The organism is Sulfitobacter sp. JL08, assembly GCF_003352045.1.
GTDB lineage: Bacteria > Pseudomonadota > Alphaproteobacteria > Rhodobacterales > Rhodobacteraceae > JL08.
The window spans coordinates 3,402,454-3,419,385 of the sequence record NZ_CP025815.1; the positions used below are offsets into that span (position 1 = coordinate 3,402,454).

The 16,932-nt window shown below is 57.1% G+C and carries 20 protein-coding genes; 9 read left to right on the plus strand and 11 right to left on the minus strand.

The window, feature by feature from the left end; all coding sequences use genetic code 11:
- Positions 1-51: 51 nt before the first annotated feature.
- Positions 52-504: an NUDIX domain-containing protein gene (locus C1J05_RS16785; protein ID WP_114872406.1), complete on the plus strand. Its 453-nt coding sequence runs from the start codon at positions 52-54 to the stop codon at positions 502-504.
- On the opposite strand, the gene C1J05_RS16790 is transcribed toward C1J05_RS16785, so the two are convergent.
- From C1J05_RS16790 to groES, 4 genes are all read right to left on the minus strand, one after another.
- Complete coding sequence (locus C1J05_RS16790) at positions 452-1,318, minus strand: DMT family transporter (protein WP_114871248.1); 867 nt, start codon at positions 1,316-1,318, stop codon at positions 452-454. The genes C1J05_RS16785 and C1J05_RS16790 overlap by 53 nt on opposite strands.
- A 4-nt stretch (positions 1,319-1,322) precedes the next feature.
- Positions 1,323-2,186: an NAD(P)-dependent oxidoreductase gene (locus tag C1J05_RS16795; RefSeq protein WP_114871249.1), complete on the minus strand. Its 864-nt coding sequence runs from the start codon at positions 2,184-2,186 to the stop codon at positions 1,323-1,325.
- 197 nt (positions 2,187-2,383) lie between these two features.
- Positions 2,384-4,033 carry a chaperonin GroEL gene (gene groL, locus C1J05_RS16800; RefSeq protein WP_114871250.1) on the minus strand — a complete coding sequence of 550 codons (1,650 nt, stop codon included), beginning with the start codon at positions 4,031-4,033 and terminating at the stop codon, positions 2,384-2,386.
- Between the two features lie 49 nt (positions 4,034-4,082).
- Positions 4,083-4,370: a co-chaperone GroES gene (groES, locus tag C1J05_RS16805; protein ID WP_114871251.1), complete on the minus strand. Its 288-nt coding sequence runs from the start codon at positions 4,368-4,370 to the stop codon at positions 4,083-4,085.
- A 224-nt stretch (positions 4,371-4,594) separates the two neighbouring features.
- On the opposite strand from groES, the gene C1J05_RS16810 reads away from it, so the two are divergent.
- Positions 4,595-5,584: a TraB/GumN family protein gene (locus C1J05_RS16810; protein ID WP_114871252.1), complete on the plus strand. Its 990-nt coding sequence runs from the start codon at positions 4,595-4,597 to the stop codon at positions 5,582-5,584.
- Here the strand turns inward: C1J05_RS16810 and C1J05_RS16815 are convergent.
- Complete coding sequence (locus tag C1J05_RS16815; protein WP_114871253.1) at positions 5,581-6,261, minus strand: DUF2161 domain-containing phosphodiesterase; 681 nt, start codon at positions 6,259-6,261, stop codon at positions 5,581-5,583. The two genes, C1J05_RS16810 and C1J05_RS16815, sit on opposite strands and share 4 nt — an antisense overlap.
- 120 nt (positions 6,262-6,381) lie before the next feature.
- Here C1J05_RS16815 and C1J05_RS16820 point away from each other — a divergent pair, with 120 nt between their 5' ends.
- A complete protein-coding gene (locus tag C1J05_RS16820) occupies positions 6,382-7,302 on the plus strand; it encodes a manganese-dependent inorganic pyrophosphatase (protein ID WP_114871254.1) in 921 nt (306 codons plus the stop codon).
- Between the two features lie 73 nt (positions 7,303-7,375).
- On the opposite strand, the gene C1J05_RS16825 is transcribed toward C1J05_RS16820, so the two are convergent.
- Together C1J05_RS16825 and C1J05_RS16830 are read right to left on the minus strand one after the other, a co-directional pair.
- Complete coding sequence (locus tag C1J05_RS16825; protein ID WP_114871255.1) at positions 7,376-8,338, minus strand: Hint domain-containing protein; 963 nt, start codon at positions 8,336-8,338, stop codon at positions 7,376-7,378.
- A 4-nt stretch (positions 8,339-8,342) separates the two neighbouring features.
- Complete coding sequence (locus C1J05_RS16830) at positions 8,343-8,852, minus strand: toxin-activating lysine-acyltransferase (protein WP_114871256.1); 510 nt, start codon at positions 8,850-8,852, stop codon at positions 8,343-8,345.
- 209 nt (positions 8,853-9,061) lie between these two features.
- Here C1J05_RS16830 and C1J05_RS16835 point away from each other — a divergent pair, with 209 nt between their 5' ends.
- The 5 genes from C1J05_RS16835 (at position 9,062) to C1J05_RS16855 (ending at position 13,071) form a co-directional block, all read left to right on the plus strand.
- Positions 9,062-9,937, plus strand: a complete 876-nt coding sequence (locus C1J05_RS16835; protein WP_114871257.1) for a TIGR01459 family HAD-type hydrolase — start codon at positions 9,062-9,064, stop codon at positions 9,935-9,937.
- Positions 9,938-10,036: 99 nt separating this feature from the next.
- Positions 10,037-10,480 carry a MaoC family dehydratase gene (locus C1J05_RS16840; protein WP_114871258.1) on the plus strand — a complete coding sequence of 148 codons (444 nt, stop codon included), beginning with the start codon at positions 10,037-10,039 and terminating at the stop codon, positions 10,478-10,480.
- Between the two features lie 148 nt (positions 10,481-10,628).
- Positions 10,629-11,561 carry a bifunctional riboflavin kinase/FAD synthetase gene (locus C1J05_RS16845; RefSeq protein WP_114871259.1) on the plus strand — a complete coding sequence of 311 codons (933 nt, stop codon included), beginning with the start codon at positions 10,629-10,631 and terminating at the stop codon, positions 11,559-11,561.
- A complete protein-coding gene (locus C1J05_RS16850; RefSeq protein ID WP_114871260.1) occupies positions 11,558-12,028 on the plus strand; it encodes a YcgN family cysteine cluster protein in 471 nt (156 codons plus the stop codon). The genes C1J05_RS16845 and C1J05_RS16850 overlap by 4 nt, the downstream gene beginning before the upstream one ends.
- Positions 12,028-13,071, plus strand: coding sequence for a threonine aldolase family protein (locus C1J05_RS16855; RefSeq protein ID WP_114871261.1), 1,044 nt, complete (start codon positions 12,028-12,030; stop codon positions 13,069-13,071). Before C1J05_RS16850 ends, C1J05_RS16855 begins: the two co-directional genes overlap by 1 nt.
- On the opposite strand, the gene C1J05_RS16860 is transcribed toward C1J05_RS16855, so the two are convergent.
- Both C1J05_RS16860 and C1J05_RS16865 read right to left on the minus strand, forming a co-directional pair.
- A complete protein-coding gene (locus C1J05_RS16860; protein ID WP_254684634.1) occupies positions 13,068-13,874 on the minus strand; it encodes an alpha/beta fold hydrolase in 807 nt (268 codons plus the stop codon). The two genes, C1J05_RS16855 and C1J05_RS16860, sit on opposite strands and share 4 nt — an antisense overlap.
- Entirely contained in the window at positions 13,874-14,473 is a 600-nt protein-coding gene (locus C1J05_RS16865; RefSeq protein WP_114871262.1) for a 2-hydroxychromene-2-carboxylate isomerase, read from the minus strand. The genes C1J05_RS16860 and C1J05_RS16865 overlap by 1 nt, the downstream gene beginning before the upstream one ends.
- A 109-nt stretch (positions 14,474-14,582) precedes the next feature.
- Here C1J05_RS16865 and C1J05_RS16870 point away from each other — a divergent pair, with 109 nt between their 5' ends.
- Positions 14,583-15,602: a ribose-phosphate pyrophosphokinase gene (locus C1J05_RS16870; RefSeq protein ID WP_114871263.1), complete on the plus strand. Its 1,020-nt coding sequence runs from the start codon at positions 14,583-14,585 to the stop codon at positions 15,600-15,602.
- A 16-nt stretch (positions 15,603-15,618) separates the two neighbouring features.
- On the opposite strand, the gene C1J05_RS16875 is transcribed toward C1J05_RS16870, so the two are convergent.
- The gene (locus C1J05_RS16875; protein ID WP_114871264.1) at positions 15,619-16,365 is read right to left on the minus strand and encodes an FkbM family methyltransferase; all 747 of its coding nucleotides are present in this window, start codon (positions 16,363-16,365) and stop codon (positions 15,619-15,621) included.
- 99 nt (positions 16,366-16,464) lie between these two features.
- Positions 16,465-16,815, minus strand: coding sequence for an H-type lectin domain-containing protein (locus C1J05_RS16880; protein WP_114871265.1), 351 nt, complete (start codon positions 16,813-16,815; stop codon positions 16,465-16,467).
- Positions 16,816-16,932 lie beyond the last annotated feature (117 nt).

Here is a 16,932-nt window from a genome sequence, read left to right on the forward strand (position 1 = left end):
CGCAGCGCTACAAAAGGCCTCTTGTGCACGCTTATCGATGAAAGGCCCGTGATGCGCCCCACAACCGTCCGATTGGCCACCCGCGCCATCATAGTACACGAAAACCGCCTGCTGGTTGTGAACGCATGGCCCGACGGCAAAAGCCCCCTGATGTGCGCGCCCGGTGGCGGTGCCGACGCGGGCCAGTCCTTGCCCGATAATCTGGCGCGCGAAGTGCACGAGGAAACCGGATTGCGCGTGCGTGTCGGCGCACCCTGCATGATCAACGAATTTCATGATCCTGACAGCGGCTTTCATCAGGTCGAGGTGTTTTTCCGCTGTACCGTTGAAACCGCAGACTTATCCGATGACTGGTGCGACCCCGAAGGCATCGTCACGGACCGGCGGTGGGTCACTGCCATCGAACTGGCGGCCCTGCCCCACAAACCCGACAGCCTTGGCCTGCTGGCGTTCAGTCCTGCGCAGGCGCCGCTTTACGATCCGCTTGAACAGGTGACGTGGTAACGGCAATTGCAATCCCCCCCAGCACGACGATCGATGCCAAAACAAGGCGCAGGGTCAGCGCCTCGCCCAGAAACAAAACGCCGCCGATAATGGCGATCACCGGCACGCTAAGCTGCACGACAGCGGCAACCCCGGTGTCCAGCCTGGGCAGAATACTGTACCACAGCGCATATCCCAAACCGGATGTAACGGCCCCCGAAACGATGGCCAGACCGGCGCCGATCAACGTGACTGATGTGCCGCCCCCGACCAGAAGCAATGTCAGCAACGGAACCGCGATCAGGAAATTGGCAGCTGTCGCACCCAGCGCATCGGTCGCGCTGCGCCCTGCTATCGTGTAAACGGCCCAGCCCAGCCCCGCTGCAATCATCATCATCGCGCCACTCAGATAGGGTGGTCCACCGAGCCCGGGCCAAAGCACATAGACCAACCCGCCAAACGCCAGTGCCGCGCCAACCAGTTGTTGGCGGCGTAATCCCCCTGGTTGGCGCGCAGCATGCCCCAGCATGGTGATCTGGACCGTGCCAAACAGGATCAGTGCGCCCAGCCCGGCGTCCAGTGTCAGATACGCCAGGGAAAAACCCACCATATAAACCGACAGCGAAAAGGCCCCGATCAATCGCGGGCGCCATTGCATCTGTACGGGGCCACCGCGCACCGTCAGGATCATACCCAACATGACCGCACCCGAAACAACGCGGATCAACGCAAAACTGCCCGGATCAATGTGCATTCCGTCTACTGCCATGCGGTTCAGCACGGAATTCGCAGCAAAGGCCATCATGGTCAGGGTGGTCAGCAAGATCAGGCGCACGGGCTCAGGCCTTTTCGTAGGCAGTTGAAATCAACGCAGCAATATCGTCGGGTCCCTGCCCGCCTGCCTGTGCGGCGCGCCAGCATTCCTGCGCGATCTGCAATGTTGGTACATCAAGGCCCAGATCATGCGCGGCGCTTACGAACACGTCCGCATCCTTGCTGGCGCCATCAATATCAAAGCCGACAGATTTATCCTGCCCCAGAATTCTAGGCACGCGTCCAGCCAGCATGGGCGCGCCGGCAGGCCCGCCCGCCAGCACCGGCATGACCTGATCCAGCGCCAAACCAGATCGTTTTGCGATCTGCATCACATCCACCAAGACCGCCCAAAGCCCTTGCAACACGCTGTTGTTCACGATTTTCATGGCCAGCCCGCTGCCCAACGGCCCCACGTGATGCACCTGCCCTGCAATCATCGAAAGGACAGGCGCGGCGCGAGCGAAATCCTGTGCGGTTCCACCGGCAAAGACGCCGCACTGTCCCGCCAGAACCAGTTCAGGTCCGCCCGATATGGGTGCGTCCATCAAAGACCCGGCAGCCGAAACGGTTCTGTCCAGATACTCCTGAAGAACCTTTGGTGCGACCGTTGATGTATCAATGATCAACTTGCCTGAAATCTCTGATTCCAGCAGGGAATGCATCACGTCGCGCACGGCGCTTTCATCGAACAAGCTAAGCAAAATGACATCTGACCGAGTGACCAGATCAGCCAGCGTCATGCAAGGCGTCACACCCCAGCGCGCTGCCTCGGCAGTGCTGATGCCTGAACGTGTCCACGCGGCAACGTCCGCACCTTGCCCCGCCAGACGCTGCGCTATTGCGCGACCCATCCGGCCAAGACCCACAACGCCAAGCCTGTCACCCATCTATGTGCCCCCTGTTTCGGTTTGTTGGTTTACCATACGCGAACCGGCACAGGGCGCAATTTGCCTTTGGCTTGGGTGGCATGTTTCGCCACCGTAAATCTTGCGCGCCGCAGCAGCGCGATAGATGCGGTGCCAAACGGAAAAAGGCCCGCCAATCCGGCGGGCCTTTCCCTTACTTCACAGTGCCAAAGGCTGGCTTACATCATGCCGCCCATGCCGCCCATGCCGCCCATATCGGGCATGCCGCCGCCACCTGCATTGTCTTTGGCAGGCTTGTCAGCAACCATTGCTTCGGTTGTGATCAGCAGACCAGCGATCGAAGCGGCGTCTTGCAGTGCTGTGCGCACGACCTTGGCCGGGTCAATCACGCCGAACTTGAACATGTCGCCATATTCTTCGGTCTGCGCGTTAAAGCCGAACGACGGGTCATTGCTTTCGCGGATCTTGCCAGCAACAACCGAACCGTCCACGCCCGAGTTTTCGGCGATCTGACGCAGCGGTGCTTCAAGTGCCTTGCGAACGATGTTGATACCGATGTTCTGGTCGGCATTTGCGCCTTCCAGTCCGTCCAGTTTCTTCGCCGCCTGGATCAGTGCAACGCCACCACCGACAACGATACCTTCCTGCACGGCCGCGCGGGTCGCGTTCAGGGCATCGTCAACGCGGTCCTTGCGCTCTTTCACTTCGACTTCGGTCATGCCGCCAACACGGATCACAGCAACACCGCCTGCCAGTTTGGCAACGCGCTCTTGCAGTTTTTCACGGTCGTAATCGGAAGTGGTTTCTTCGATCTGGCCGCGGATCTGGGCAACACGTGCCTCGATCTCGGCTTTGGCGCCATTGCCGTCAACGATGGTGGTTTCATCCTTGGTGATCTGCACTTTCTTCGCAGAACCCAGCATGTCCATTGTGACGGATTCAAGCTTCATGCCCAGATCTTCGGAAATCACCTGACCACCTGTCAAAATCGCAAGGTCCTGCAACATCGCTTTGCGGCGATCGCCGAAACCGGGTGCTTTGACAGCTGCGATTTTCAAACCGCCGCGCAGTTTGTTCACAACCAGAGTTGCCAGCGCTTCGCCTTCGACATCTTCCGAAATGATCAACAGTGGCTTCTGCGACTGGATGACCTGCTCCAGCAGGGGAACCATTGGCTGCAGCGACGACAGTTTCTTTTCGTGCAGCAGGATGATCGCGTCTTCCAGTTCGACAGTCATTTTGTCCGCATTGGTGACAAAATAGGGGCTGAGATAGCCACGGTCGAATTGCATGCCTTCGACAACATCGGTTTCTGTTTCCAGACCTTTGTTCTCTTCAACGGTGATCACGCCTTCGTTGCCGACTTTTTGCATCGCATCTGCGATTTGCTGGCCGATTTCCGCTTCGCCGTTGGCGGAAATTGTTCCGACTTGCGCAACTTCCGCACTGTCGGACACGTCGCGCGCCGCTGCTTTGATCGCTTCGACAACACGGGCTGTTGCCAGATCGATGCCGCGCTTCAGATCCATCGGGTTCATGCCGGCGGCAACCGATTTCATGCCTTCTTTGACGATGGCCTGAGCCAGAACAGTCGCGGTTGTGGTACCGTCGCCTGCTTCGTCATTGGTGCGGCTGGCCACTTCTTTGACCATTTGCGCGCCCATGTTTTCGAACTTGTCTTCCAGTTCGATTTCCTTGGCAACCGATACACCGTCTTTGGTGATGCGCGGTGCGCCAAAGGATTTGTCCAAAACCACGTTACGGCCTTTGGGGCCCAGCGTTACCTTTACGGCATCCGCCAGAATATTTACGCCGCGCAGAATCTTGTTGCGGGCATCTGTGTCGAATTTGACGTCCTTAGCAGCCATTTGAATGCTCCTGAATGTCTAGTGTTTCATTGAATAGAAGGTGCGCGACTTAGGAGATGATCCCCATGATGTCGCTTTCTTTCATCATAAGCAGCTCTTCGCCGTCGAGTGTGACCTCGGTGCCCGACCATTTGCCGAACAGGATTTTGTCACCGGCTTTTACAGCCATTTCGATCAGTTCGCCGCTGTCTTTGCGCGCGCCTTCGCCTGTGGCGACAACTTCGCCTTCGCTGGGCTTTTCTTTTGCGCTATCGGGGATGATCAATCCGCCCTTGGTTTTCTCTTCGCTTTCTGTGCGGCGAACCAGCACACGGTCATGAAGCGGTTTCAATGCCATCTTTGCAGCTCCTTAAGGCTCAAAGTTTCTCCCATTGACCCTTCGCAGTCCGAAGGGCCGTTATCACTCACCCCATGCGAGTGATAACGAGGTGTAGCTAAGGATGCCGGAGGCCCGAGTCAAGCTGCGAGCGACAAAAATTTGAACAAGTTCAACATTGCTTTCTGTTGAGCTTTGTTATCTTCGCACGTAGCCTTGAGTTCGTTGAATTTCAAGGAATTGCCATGATCTTTCGTTTTGCCGTGACACTGCTGTTTCTGGCTGTGCCTTTGATCGCTGCCGCACAATGTGGCGGAGGCGACTTGCGCTTGCAGATGCCCCAAGGCGAAGCCGATGATCTGGCCCGCAACGTCCAGAACATCCCGTTTGCCACCGGCAATCACTGGCGTGCGGTCAAAGACGCGCGGACAGTCCATGTGATCGGCACCATCCATGTCTATGATCCTCGGCTGGAACCGGTGATGGACGGATTGCGGCCCCTGATCGAAAGCGCAGACCTGATCCTGCTTGAAGCGACGCCGGAAGAAGAAAAGAAACTGCAAGCGGCGATCACCACAAATCCTGCGCTGGTTTTTCTGACCGACGGCCCCACCCTGCCCGAACTGATGCCGGAAGAAGATTGGCAACGCTTGTCCGCAGCGGCAGCATCCCGTCGCATCCCGCCGTTCATGGCCTCGAAATTCCAGCCATGGTATCTGTCTTTGCTGATGGGCATTCCCGGTTGCGCCATGCAAGAGGCTGTCGCAGGGGCGCGCGGTCTTGATCATATGATCGGTGATATCGCAACCGCAGCCAACGTGCCGATGCGCGCGCTGGAACCGTTCGATATGCTGTTCGGCTTGTTCAATGGCGACACGCTGGAAGAACAGATCAGGATGCTGACCCTGAGCGTGATGCCGGATCAAGTGTCCGAAGATGCTCTTTTCACTCTCAAGGAAACCTATTTCGAACAAAGCCCCGCAGAAGCATGGGAGTTTTCGCGTTATCTGGCCCACACCCTACTTGACCTGCCAACAGCCGAGGTTGACGCGCTGTTCGGCGAACTGGAAGACCTGTTGCTGATCCAGCGTAATGCCGCATGGATGCCAATAATTGAGGGGGCATCAGGCGATTTGATTGTTGTTGCCGTTGGCGGCGCGCACCTCATGGGCGAAAATGGCGTTCTGCAATTGCTGGAAAACGCAGGTTACGCCCTGACGCGTCAGACGTTTTAATCAACGCCATCATCGCCCCAGCTATAGGCCCAGTGTTTTAACCCGTCCGCGCCTTGATCGGTAAGCCGGTAAACACCCGTGCGCACCCGTTCGAACCAGCCGTAATGGTTGTCGGCCATGATCCGCGTTGCCACAGACACCTGCACGGCACGGGCCACATCCGATCCCTTGCTGGGTCCATGCTCTGCCAGATGGGCCGCACAGCGCAGCGCTTCTTGTCTGTATCCGGTGACGATACCGAACCGCGTGGCCCCGCCTGCGTTGGGGTCCCCGTCCAGCCGGTCAAACTCTTTCAACAGGCGGTTCGTGCGTTTCCTTGACTTGCGCGGTGCGTAAGGCCCTGGGTCGCATAACACTTCGGCCCGCTTGCCATCGCGCACGACAATCAGGCCAAGCCCCAATCGGCGGCAAAGCGCCAGATTGTCCTTGGTGGCACGCTTGGCGGTTTTGCCACTGGGTTTGGGCACCCCCAGATACACCTGATCCGTGATGGCCAGGCGGGCAATGGCCTGATGAAACAGGCTCAGACTGAACCGCAATTTCAATTCGACGATGACAGGCGGGTCATCGCCGCGCCGCGCCACCAGATCCGCCGCCCCGACTTCGCCCTTGACGGTATAACCCTGCCGTTCTAGCAGAGCCTTAATCGGCGGATAGAGATCACTTTCGCGGTTCATACACGGCAGACTAGGCGATGTTGCGGGCAGCGTCCATTTGTCCCCATCCACACCGTGACAACCTGATTTCGCCCCCGTATAAGGCGGCCAAATCCGACCCTTATTTCAGGAACACACGTTATGACCATCCAAGTATTCGGACACAAATCCCCAGACACAGACAGCACCGGCAGCCCGATTATCTGGGCCTGGTATCTGAACGAAATCAAGGGCGAAAAGGCCGAAGCTGTCCTGTTGGGCGAACCCAATACAGAGGCCGCGTTCATGCTGAAACGCTGGGATCTTCCAAAACCGGCGATCATGTCGGATCTGAAAGCCGACACACCGGTGGTGATCGTAGACACCAACAACCCCGCCGAATTGCCCGACAACATCAACGATGCCGACATTCTGGCAATCATCGACCATCACAAACTGGTCGGCGGGCTGGAAACCAAAGGCCCGATTGATATCACCATCCGTCCGCTGGCCTGCACCGCCACGCTGATGCACGATCTGATGGGGGATGACGCCGCCAAGATGCCCGACTGGGCCAAAGGCGCCATGCTGACCTGTATCCTGTCAGACACTCTTGAATTCCGCAGCCCGACAACAACGCCGACTGACAAGGCGCTGGCTGAGTCGCTTGCCGCTGATCTTGGCCTGTCGATCCCCGAATACGCGGCCGAAATGTTCGCGGCGAAATCGGACGTTTCTTCCTTTTCCGAAGCGGAATTGCTGCGCATGGATTCCAAGGAATACGAAGTTGGCGGAAAACAGTTCCGCGTATCGGTTCTGGAAACCACTTCGCCCCAAATGGTTCTTGACCGCAAGAATGCGCTGATGGCCGCGATGACAGGTGTCGCACAGGAAGACGGCGCCGATCAGGTGTTGCTGTTTGTTGTCGATATCCTGAACGAAGAAGCAACGCTTTTGGTACCCAATGATCTGGTGCGCAATGTCGCCAAGAAAAGCTTTAACGCGGATGCAACCGGCGACAGCGTAGTTCTTCCGGGGATCATGAGCCGCAAGAAACAGATTATCCCGAACCTGAAGGTTTAACCTTTCAATGCAGACAAACGGGGCGTGCATGATTTGATCGGCGCGCCCTTTTTGCTGCGGCAACCAACAGGTCTTAAACCGGCTGAAGCATTGCGGCCTCAAATTCCTTAAGCATTTTCCGCGCCGCTGCGCCAAATCCGGTGGGCATCGCACCGGGGGTATCGGCAAAGATTGCCGCCAGTTCCTGCAATCCTTCGGACCCCATCGCACTCAGCGCCTCTTCGCCCAAATACAGGCTCTCGGCTTTGGCCCCTTCGGCCAACAACACCTCGTGACGGTCCAGCAAGATGTGAAAGTATTCAACAGGTGTAACGGGCGTGACAATCTCGATCTCAGGCCAGTTGATCAGGCTTTTCGCCGGCACCAGCACTTCGGCTTCGCCAAACAACAACTCTACTGCCGGCCCCGCCATTAGAATGCGGTGCTGCTGGGACACAAAAAGATCACGTTGCGGCACCCCGGCCCCTAACGCGCCCGCTGCAATCCGGACCGGGCGCAGCGCCGTTTTTTCATTCAGGTCCTGAACCGATACAGCACTGCTTTCGATCCACCGGACATGTTGTGGGCCGTGGTCAACCGTGGCCACCAGATCCCCGACATTCAAATCCTGAACCGCAACGGCCCCGGACGGTGTGTCGATAAGCGTTCCCGCACAAAAGCATACGCCCTCGATCGTCACTGTGACCAGCAACGTTTCCGTCTGGTTGTTGATCCCGCCCCCCGGCGGGAATGCAAAGGCCGTGAACGTGACTTCAAACGTGTCTGAAACGATCTCTCCGTTGTCCAATGCGTCAAACTCGACCGGATCAACGACATAAGTCCATTCGCCGGTCGTGCCATCGATCGTGGCCGTCCCGATCCCGGGGTCATCGGAAATATCCCATGTGGTGAACCACAGGCTCCAACCGGGATTATTGAACGTGACAGTGGCGTCAAGATCGCCGGTCGCGTCATTGGGTGGCTCACCCGTGACAAACCCGGTGCTGTCACCGGTGATATCGATATCAATCGCGCCAGGCGGGGCTACCGATACCATCAGATCACGCCCCGCGATCCAGCAAACGTTTGAACGCCGCTTTCTTGTAAAGATGCATGTGTACCGTTCCGTCTTCTGTTCTGGTCCACTCGACGATCCGTTCGCGCGTCAGGTCACTGTCCATTCGATTGGTACGGACTCTTTCGTGGGGAATTTCACGCTTCAGTATGTCAACAATTTGACGGATCTGACCAAAAGGCGCGACCATATCCACGATCCAGAAGGACGAACCGCTGGCGAAATCCTTGTCGGTCAAAGGCTTGCCTTCGATCGCATACTTCCGCTCCGCATCATCCGACAGGCCTGCAAACGTTACGAACCCGCGCGGAAACCCGTTTTGTCGAAAGATATGATACTGGCGCAGGCGCAGCGGCGTTTCAAAAGCGTAAATCGCCTGTGTCAAAGACCGTTTGTTATGGGTTTTTGTCAGACCCGACAAATACAGCATCGCACCCAGATCGGCATATGCCTCTGGCGCGACATCAAACCAGCCTTTCGGATACGTCTGTTCCAATGCCTGCTGCCTTTTTGGCTTATTGACAACAGTCTGCCACGACACGCCCCATTTTTGAAGAGTCCGTATGACCGCTCCCTGCGCAAAACATCGCCAGTGTTCCAAATGCGCCCCATGTGGTCCGGGCGGGATATTTCTGGTGGCCCCGGCCTGATGGTTCTTTTATGCAGAACAGGCGCCTTCCCCTTTGTCCAAATCCCGAGGTTTGAATGACCCAGATTATCTCTGCCCTGTCCGACATCTCTGACACTTATGAGGCCCTGTTTGTGGATCTGTGGGGGTGCGTTCATGATGGCGTGAAAGCGTTGCCCGAGGCTGTTGCGGCATTGCAGGCGTATCGCGCCAAAGGGGGCGCTGTTGTTCTGGTCACAAATTCGCCCAAACCCCGCGCTGGTGTCGCAAGCCAGATGAAATCCTTCGGCGTGCCCGATGATGCCTGGGACACCATTGCAACATCCGGGGATTCCGCGCGATCGGCGATGTTTCAGGGTGCGGTTGGCAAAAATGTCTATTTCATGGGTGAATGGGACAGAGATGCTGCATTTTTCGAACCGATCCATCTATTGGACAATCCTGTCGACATAAAACGCGTCCCGCTGGATCAGGCCGACGGGATTGTATGTTGCGGACCGTTCGACCCGATGGCCGACCCGGATGTGAACCGCCCCGACTTTCTGTACGCAAAGCAAAAAGGTCTGAAACTTTTGTGCGCAAACCCTGATATCGTCGTGGATCGGGGTGAAGTGCGCGAATGGTGCGCCGGAGCATTGGCGCAGCTTTACACCGAAATGGGCGGCGAAAGCCTGTATTTCGGCAAACCCCACCCACCAATCTACGATCTGGCCCGCCGCAGACTGGCCGAAATCGGGAATTTGCCCCGCGACAACGCGATTCTGGGCATCGGAGACGGCATTCTGACCGATATTCGTGGCGCAATGGGTGAAGATATCGATTCTCTTTTCATCACTGGCGGGCTGGCGGCCATAGAAACCAAAACGTCGCACCAGCCGGACCCGGATGCGCTAACCGCTTATCTTGAAAAGGAAATGTCCAATCCGACCTATGCAATCGGAAAACTGCGGTAGTCAAAAAAAGCTTGCCTTTCTGCATCTGCAAAGTAATAAAGTTACGCAATCGGCCCCAAAACAGGCCCTAATATTACTTTCGGAATTCAGGAGGGCGATATGTTGGACAACATGCCCCGCGGCACGATCTGTATCGAAGACATTGAAATGGGCATGATCCGCTCGTTGCAGAAGGTCGTGACCGACCATGACATTGAACTGTTCGCACAAGTATCGACAGACCGTAATCCGGTTCATCTGGATGATGAATACGCTCAGGATACGATATTTGAGGGACGGATTGCGCATGGCATGCTGACGGCTGGCCTGATTTCTGCGGTGATCGGAGAACAATTGCCGGGTCACGGCACGGTTTACATGGGCCAGACCCTGAAATTTCTGGCACCTGTCCGCCCCGGCGACAGGGTTCAAGCCGAGGTGGAAGTGATCGATATCGACTTTTCAAAGCGCCGCGTCAAACTGGATTGCCGCTGTCTGGTTGACGGCAAAAAGGTTCTGATCGGCGAGGCCACCGTTCTGGCACCGTCGCGCAAGTTCGACTGATCCGGCCCCGGCGTTCCACACCGCGCGTCCCGATCCGGGCTGCGTAAGGAACAAGTATTTATGAAAAGATGAAAATGGCGCCGTGCGATGACGCACCCGGGTGCAACTGCGTCTTGCGTCCGTGCAAACAGGCGGCTACCCAAGCGCCATGAGAATTGTCCGGGATTATCAATTTGTCGAGCCGCAGGATCGCGGCGCCTGTGCCGCTATCGGCAATTTTGACGGTGTCCATCTGGGCCATCAGGCGGTTATCGATCTTGCCAGAAAAACTGTGCCTGATGCGCCACTGGGTATTGTGACGTTTGAACCGCATCCGCGTGCTTTCTTTGCCCCGGACGCTAAGCCGTTTCGATTGATGGGCAGCGAGGCGCGCGCAAGCCGGTTGGAAAAACTGGGCGTCGATCTGCTGTATGAATTGAACTTTAACGCCGGACTTGCCGGGCTGAGCCCCGAAGAATTTGCCCGCAACGTGATCTGTGACGGTCTGGGCCTGTGCCATATCATCGTCGGACCGGATTTCTGTTTTGGCAAAGGCAGGGCCGGCAATGCGCAGGATCTGGTGCGGTTCGGGCAGGACATGGGATTTGGCGTGACGATTTCGCCGCTGATCCAGCAGGGCGTTGCGCGCGTGTCATCCACGGCGATCCGTCAGGCGCTAAGCGATGCACGGCCACGCGACGCGGCAGCCATGCTGGGGCACTGGCATCGCATCGAAGGCCCCGTCATCAGCGGGGAACAGCGTGGGCGTGATCTGGGATATCCCACGGCCAATATGTCGATCGACGGGCTGCACCCGCCTGCATATGGCGTTTATGCGGTTCTGGTGGATGTTCTGGATGGCCCTCACAAGGGCGAATATAAAGGCGCGGCGTCCCTTGGCGTGCGCCCGATGTTCGGGGAAAACCGCGCCAATCTGGAAACGTTTCTGTTCGATTTCTCCGGTGATTTATATGGTGCACATCTTTCAGTCGCTCTGGTCGAATACCTGCGTGGCGAACAGAAATTCGATTCACTTGACGCGCTGACAGACCAGATGAAAGCGGACTGTGCCCGGGCGCGTAGCATTCTGGACGCCTTATGAAAGACCCGATCGAACGCGACGGGCTGGCCAGGCGGTTCTGGGAGTTCAAACCCCTGAACCGGATGACACAGCCCGAATGGGAGGCGCTGTGTGACGGTTGCGGCAAATGCTGTCTCAACAAACTTGAAGACGAAGACACAGGCGAGGTTGCTCTGACGCGCGTCGCCTGCCGTTTGTTTGATGACGAGACATGCCGATGCGCGCAATATGATATCCGCCACCAGTTCGTGCCGGAATGCATTGTTCTGAAACCGGACAATCTGGATACGCACGCCTACTGGATGCCACAAACCTGCGCCTACAGACTATTGTGGGAGGGTAAACCGTTGTTTGACTGGCATCCCCTGATTTCGGGTGACCCCCAAACCGTTCATGATGCCGGCGTATCCGCGCAGGACATCACGGTCAGCGAGTTTGAAACCCCCGAAGACGAGTGGGAAGACTATATTATCGAGGAGCCGACCTGATGTTTTTTGCATCTGACAACGCGGGGCGCGTGCATCCACAGGTTATGGACGCACTGGCCACAGCCAATGAAGGCTTTGCAAAGCCGTATGGTGCCGATCCCATCATGCAGGACGTGCGCACCCGCCTGCGCGAAATCTTCGAAGCGCCAGAGGCCGCGATCTATCTGGTGGCCACCGGAACGGCCGCCAATTCCATCGCGCTGGCCACGATTGGCCAACCCTGGCAAACCGTGTTCTGTTCGCCCGTGGCCCATATTCAGGAAGACGAGTGCAACGCGCCGGAGTTCTATTCCGGCGGGGCCAAGCTGACCCTTGTCGGCGATCGCGACAAGATGAGCGCACAGGCCCTGAACGCGGCCATCGGGCGCGAAGAAACACGTGGCGTGCACGGCGCACAACGCGGGCCGGTTTCGATCACACAAGTGACCGAACGTGGATCGGTATACACTCTGGATGAGATCAGAGCGCTGTGCGATGTGGCAAAATCGTTTGATGTGCCGGTACATCTGGACGGCGCGCGTTTCGCCAACGCACAGGTTGCGCTGGGGTGCAGCGCCGCCGACATGACGTGGAAGGCCGGTGTGGACGTGGTCAGCTTTGGCGGCACCAAGAACGGCCTTATGGGGGTCGAGGCGGTGATCCTGTTCGATCCTTCCAAGGCGTGGGAATTCGAATTGCGGCGCAAGCGCGGCGCGCATCTGTTTTCCAAACATCGCTACCTGTCGGCGCAGATGGCAGCCTATTTGCGCGATGATCTGTGGCTGGACAGTGCGCGCGCGGCCAATGCCAATTGCGCGCGTTTGGCCAACGGGTTAGCCAATGCGGGTGCGCAACTGCTGTATGAACCGCAGGCCAATATGATTTTTGCCGATTTTCCACGTGCAGCGCACCAGCGTCTGCACGATGCCGGGGCCATCTATTATGTCTGGGAAGGCCAGCTTGACGGAAATGATCCCGAAGAGTTGCTGACCGCGCGACTGGTCTGCGACTGGTCGATCACACATGACCAGATCGACCGGTTCGTGGACATATTGAAGGGTTAGGGCGCGTGCGAGAACAGGTCACGGATTGAATCTGCGACCAGACCTGCATGGGTGATCGGGGCCATATGCCCTGCCCCCGGAATTGTGACGCGCGTTGCATCCGGCAATCGCTGCGCCAGAGCCTGACAAATCACATCCATGATCGGATGGGCAGCAGCCCCTTGAACCAGCAGCGCGGGCATCGCCGCCCGTTCGATCACACCGGGGGCAAGCAGACCGTGAACATCGAGGTTCAGGCTGTTGTTTGTCGCCGGGATAAAGATGATCCGATCACACAGGTAAGACCGTGTCTGGGCCGGCAGATCAAACCAGCGCCGCCCATCCCCCCACGCCCGCACAAAATTGCGCGTCACACTTTCTTTGTTGGCGTCCAGATTGCCAAACATGGCCCGCTCTTCTGCGATATAGGCGTCATAAGCGTCCGGGGCGATCGCCTTGGCCGCCGCAAAAAACACCGGTTCAACCAATGTCAGACTGCGCACCCGATCAGGGAAAAGCGTTGCCAGCCGCAGGGCGACCGTCGCGCCGAAGGAATGGCCGACAAGGTCCATCCCGTGCGTCAGCATTGCCGCGCCCATTTCGGTCGCAACATCATGCAGGTCTGAATGACCATCCCAGTCGCCCGATCGTCCGTGCATCGGCAGATCGTAGGCGGTGATTGATGCGATGTCCTGCAACTGCTGCGCCAGTCCAGTCCACGCCCCCGAATGCGCCAGCGAGCAATGTATCGCCAGAACATCGCGTGGCCCGTCAGGGTACATATGCCAATAGGCGGGATGCCCGCCCAATTCACCCGTTGGCATCAGCCGCGTGCAGCCAGATGCGCTTCCAGATCATCCAGACGGTCTTCGCCCCAGAACCGCTGATCATCATCGGTGATGAAAAACGGCGCGCCGAACGCCCCGCGGTTCACCGCCTCTTCCAGATTGGCGGCATAAGTTTCCGCCCCTGCCAGCAACCCGCTGTCAGCAAGCGACGGATCAAACCCCGCCTCTGACAAACAGGCCTTGATCACATCATCCTGTGCCACGTCTTTTTCTTCGGCCCAACAGGCGGCTGTCAGCGACGCAACCAGTTTTGAAAGATCACCACCGCCTGCCGATTGCGCTGCAATGATCGCATAAGACGAAGGTGCCGGATTGGTCGGCCAGAACGCTGGCTTGGGATTGATCGGTTTGCCCGCACGCGCAGCGCGGCGCGGGATTTCCTGCAACCTGTATTCCTGACGCGAGATATGCCGGTCCTTGGGCGGGATGCCACCGGTGCGCGCAAACAGCCTCATGATATCCAGCGGCTTGTACGTGATGGTTGCGCCGTGTTTTTCAGCGATTTCGGCCGGTCTTGTACCGGACAGATAGGTGAAGGGCGAAATCGTTGCGAAAAAGTAATCTATATGGGCCATCTTGTCTCTCTTGCTCCCCTAAATCTTGGACGGACCGTAAGGCCGTGCTAAGCGGTGTCAACATCACGATTCTGTCACATAACCACCGCTGCCACGGGGAATCCATCAAATGCCAGCCATAGTCGAACCCAAGATGATCGCGGGGAATGCAAACCTGCCTCTGGCCAAAGCCATCGCCCGCCGCATGAGCATGTATCGCGGGTCCAATGTCGGGCTGGTCGATGCCCGCGTTGAACGGTTCAATGACGGCGAAATATTTGTCGAAGTGTACGAAAACGTGCGCGGCGAGGATATGTTCATCATTCAGCCGACCTCGAACCCAGCCAATGACAATCTGATGGAACTGCTGATCATGTCAGATGCGCTGCGCCGGTCTTCGGCAGCGCGCATTACTGCTGTTCTGCCCTATTTCGGATATGCCCGCCAGGACAGACGCACCAAGGCACGCACGCCGATTTCTGCGAAACTGGTTGCGAACATGCTGGTCGAGGCGGGAATTGAACGGGTACTGACGATGGATCTGCACGCGGCACAGATTCAGGGGTTTTTCGATATTCCGGTCGATAACCTTTATGCGTCCCCCATTTTTGCGCTGGATATCCAGACGCAGTTCAAAGGCCGGATGGACGATCTGGCCGTTGTGTCCCCGGATGTGGGCGGCGTGGCCCGCGCGCGGGAACTGGCCAAGCGGATCAATTCGCCGCTGGCGATCGTTGACAAACGCCGCGAAAAACCCGGCGAAATCGCTGAAATGACGGTAATCGGCAACGTGAAAGACAAGGTATGCCTGATCGTAGATGACATGTGCGACACGGCCGGAACGCTGTGCAAGGCGGCCGAAGTGCTGTTGGAAAACGGCGCGAAGGAAGTGCATTCCTATATCACGCACGGTGTCATGTCCGGACCCGCTGTGGAACGTGTGACAAATTCGGTAATGAAATCTCTGGTTATCACCGACTCTATTCAGCCCACGGCAGCGGTAAAAAGCGCCGCAAACATCCGTATCGTGCCCACCGCCCCCCTGTTCGCGCAGGCGATCCTGAACATCTGGAACGGAACGTCTGTCTCATCCTTGTTTGATGCCGAAACGCTTGAGCCGATTTATGACGGAATGTACGCGCTCGGCTAGACGAAGGCCCGGTTTATCAACCGGTCGGTTGAGATATCCATTCTTGGGGTAGTGTTAACGCAGGACGATGCGGGTTGTGCCGACAATCCAGCGCATTAGGCAACCCTGATACGGGCCGTGCGTTGACAACGCGGTCACGGCGCAGAAATGTGGCTTCCACGACTCGGGGAATTTGAACCGCTTCAATTTCCACAACACCTGACACATTGTTGGGATGCAGATGAACCGACTGGAAATCGGGGGAAAGCGCATCAATCATCGCCTTTGCCCGGTTGAAAAAGGCAGGCTTTGTCAGGCTTGAAGGGATATGATGCAACTCGATCACGATGATCCTGAACCTTTGCAAGACTTCCGCTGGCGTTGCCGCCAGTGTTTTGTATTCCGCGCCTTCTATATCCATTTGCAGCAGTAGATCAGAGTCGGAGTCCGGATCGGTCTGGTTCACCCAACTCGCAAGCGACATGAATTCACCGTCATCCTCGGGTCCCAGAAACTTTTTTACAAACTGCCCGCCCGGTACATCAATCGGCGGCGCATCAACCGAAGCATCTGCCATGAATGATGGGATTCCGTGTTTGGCGATATCGAATTCAAAAGAAGATTGCGCGGAAACACCGGGGGAGTAACACGCCGAAATACCTGAGAAATCGTTTGGTACGAGATATCCACCATCCTTGAAATCGCCCACCCGGATCAATGGCTTATCAGTTTGAACAGGACGCAGAAAATCGCCGAAGAATGCAAAATTCTTGTAAAAATCCAAAATGTTCAGCCCCTCGCCGAAAACACATGATCAAAACTTAGTGGAGGGGTTCTTGGAAGACAAGCACTGGTCAGCTGAGTGGGAATTGCACGCCTTGCCCTAGTACAGTTCCCAATCATCCGCATGCGCCAACTCGCCCATCGCCATCCAGGCGGCCCGGATGCGCGCGACACGGGTGTCGGCCCATGTACGAAACACCAGATCGAACCCGATTTCGGTGATGTTGTCGGCGGATAAGTCAGCACGGATATTCTGTTCCGCGTCCACATCCCACAGCGAAATCGAAACATGAACCGCGGGGGGGACACGGAAACTTTCCGAAAACGCAACGGTTTTGCGGCGCTCACGCGGGCCGGTTCCGGTCCACATGGTGCCTCCGTTCTCAAACTCCGAGAACATAGCCGTTTCACCCTGATCGATACCAACCAGGTGGTTGCGCAATCGTTTCATAAAACCAGTCAATCATTGCCCGACCGCCAGATTATCCGCGGATTTGGACAAAATTGGGCCTTTAAAAAGGTATGTTTCGCGGAACTATCACGCCTGAAAAATAGCGTACCAGCGTGA

Excerpts from the sequence above, each read along its gene's own strand:
- C1J05_RS16795 (WP_114871249.1), bottom strand. The coding sequence starts at position 2,186 with ATGGGTGACAGGCTTGGCGTTGTGGGTCTTGGCCGGATGGGTCGCGCA.
- C1J05_RS16840 (WP_114871258.1), top strand. The coding sequence starts at position 10,037 with ATGTTGGACAACATGCCCCGCGGCACGATCTGTATCGAAGACATTGAA.
- C1J05_RS16880 (WP_114871265.1), bottom strand. The coding sequence starts at position 16,815 with ATGAAACGATTGCGCAACCACCTGGTTGGTATCGATCAGGGTGAAACG.
- C1J05_RS16850 (WP_114871260.1), top strand. The coding sequence starts at position 11,558 with ATGAAAGACCCGATCGAACGCGACGGGCTGGCCAGGCGGTTCTGGGAG.
- C1J05_RS16835 (WP_114871257.1), top strand. The coding sequence starts at position 9,062 with ATGACCCAGATTATCTCTGCCCTGTCCGACATCTCTGACACTTATGAG.
- C1J05_RS16845 (WP_114871259.1), top strand. The coding sequence starts at position 10,629 with ATGAGAATTGTCCGGGATTATCAATTTGTCGAGCCGCAGGATCGCGGC.
- C1J05_RS16870 (WP_114871263.1), top strand. The coding sequence starts at position 14,583 with ATGCCAGCCATAGTCGAACCCAAGATGATCGCGGGGAATGCAAACCTG.
- C1J05_RS16815 (WP_114871253.1), bottom strand. The coding sequence starts at position 6,261 with ATGAACCGCGAAAGTGATCTCTATCCGCCGATTAAGGCTCTGCTAGAA.
- groES (WP_114871251.1), bottom strand. The coding sequence starts at position 4,370 with ATGGCATTGAAACCGCTTCATGACCGTGTGCTGGTTCGCCGCACAGAA.
- C1J05_RS16860 (WP_254684634.1), bottom strand. The coding sequence starts at position 13,874 with ATGCCAACGGGTGAATTGGGCGGGCATCCCGCCTATTGGCATATGTAC.
- C1J05_RS16820 (WP_114871254.1), top strand. The coding sequence starts at position 6,382 with ATGACCATCCAAGTATTCGGACACAAATCCCCAGACACAGACAGCACC.
- C1J05_RS16825 (WP_114871255.1), bottom strand. The coding sequence starts at position 8,338 with ATGGTATCGGTAGCCCCGCCTGGCGCGATTGATATCGATATCACCGGT.
- groL (WP_114871250.1), bottom strand. The coding sequence starts at position 4,033 with ATGGCTGCTAAGGACGTCAAATTCGACACAGATGCCCGCAACAAGATT.
- C1J05_RS16810 (WP_114871252.1), top strand. The coding sequence starts at position 4,595 with ATGATCTTTCGTTTTGCCGTGACACTGCTGTTTCTGGCTGTGCCTTTG.
- C1J05_RS16855 (WP_114871261.1), top strand. The coding sequence starts at position 12,028 with ATGTTTTTTGCATCTGACAACGCGGGGCGCGTGCATCCACAGGTTATG.
- C1J05_RS16865 (WP_114871262.1), bottom strand. The coding sequence starts at position 14,473 with ATGGCCCATATAGATTACTTTTTCGCAACGATTTCGCCCTTCACCTAT.
- C1J05_RS16785 (WP_114872406.1), top strand. The coding sequence starts at position 52 with ATGCGCCCCACAACCGTCCGATTGGCCACCCGCGCCATCATAGTACAC.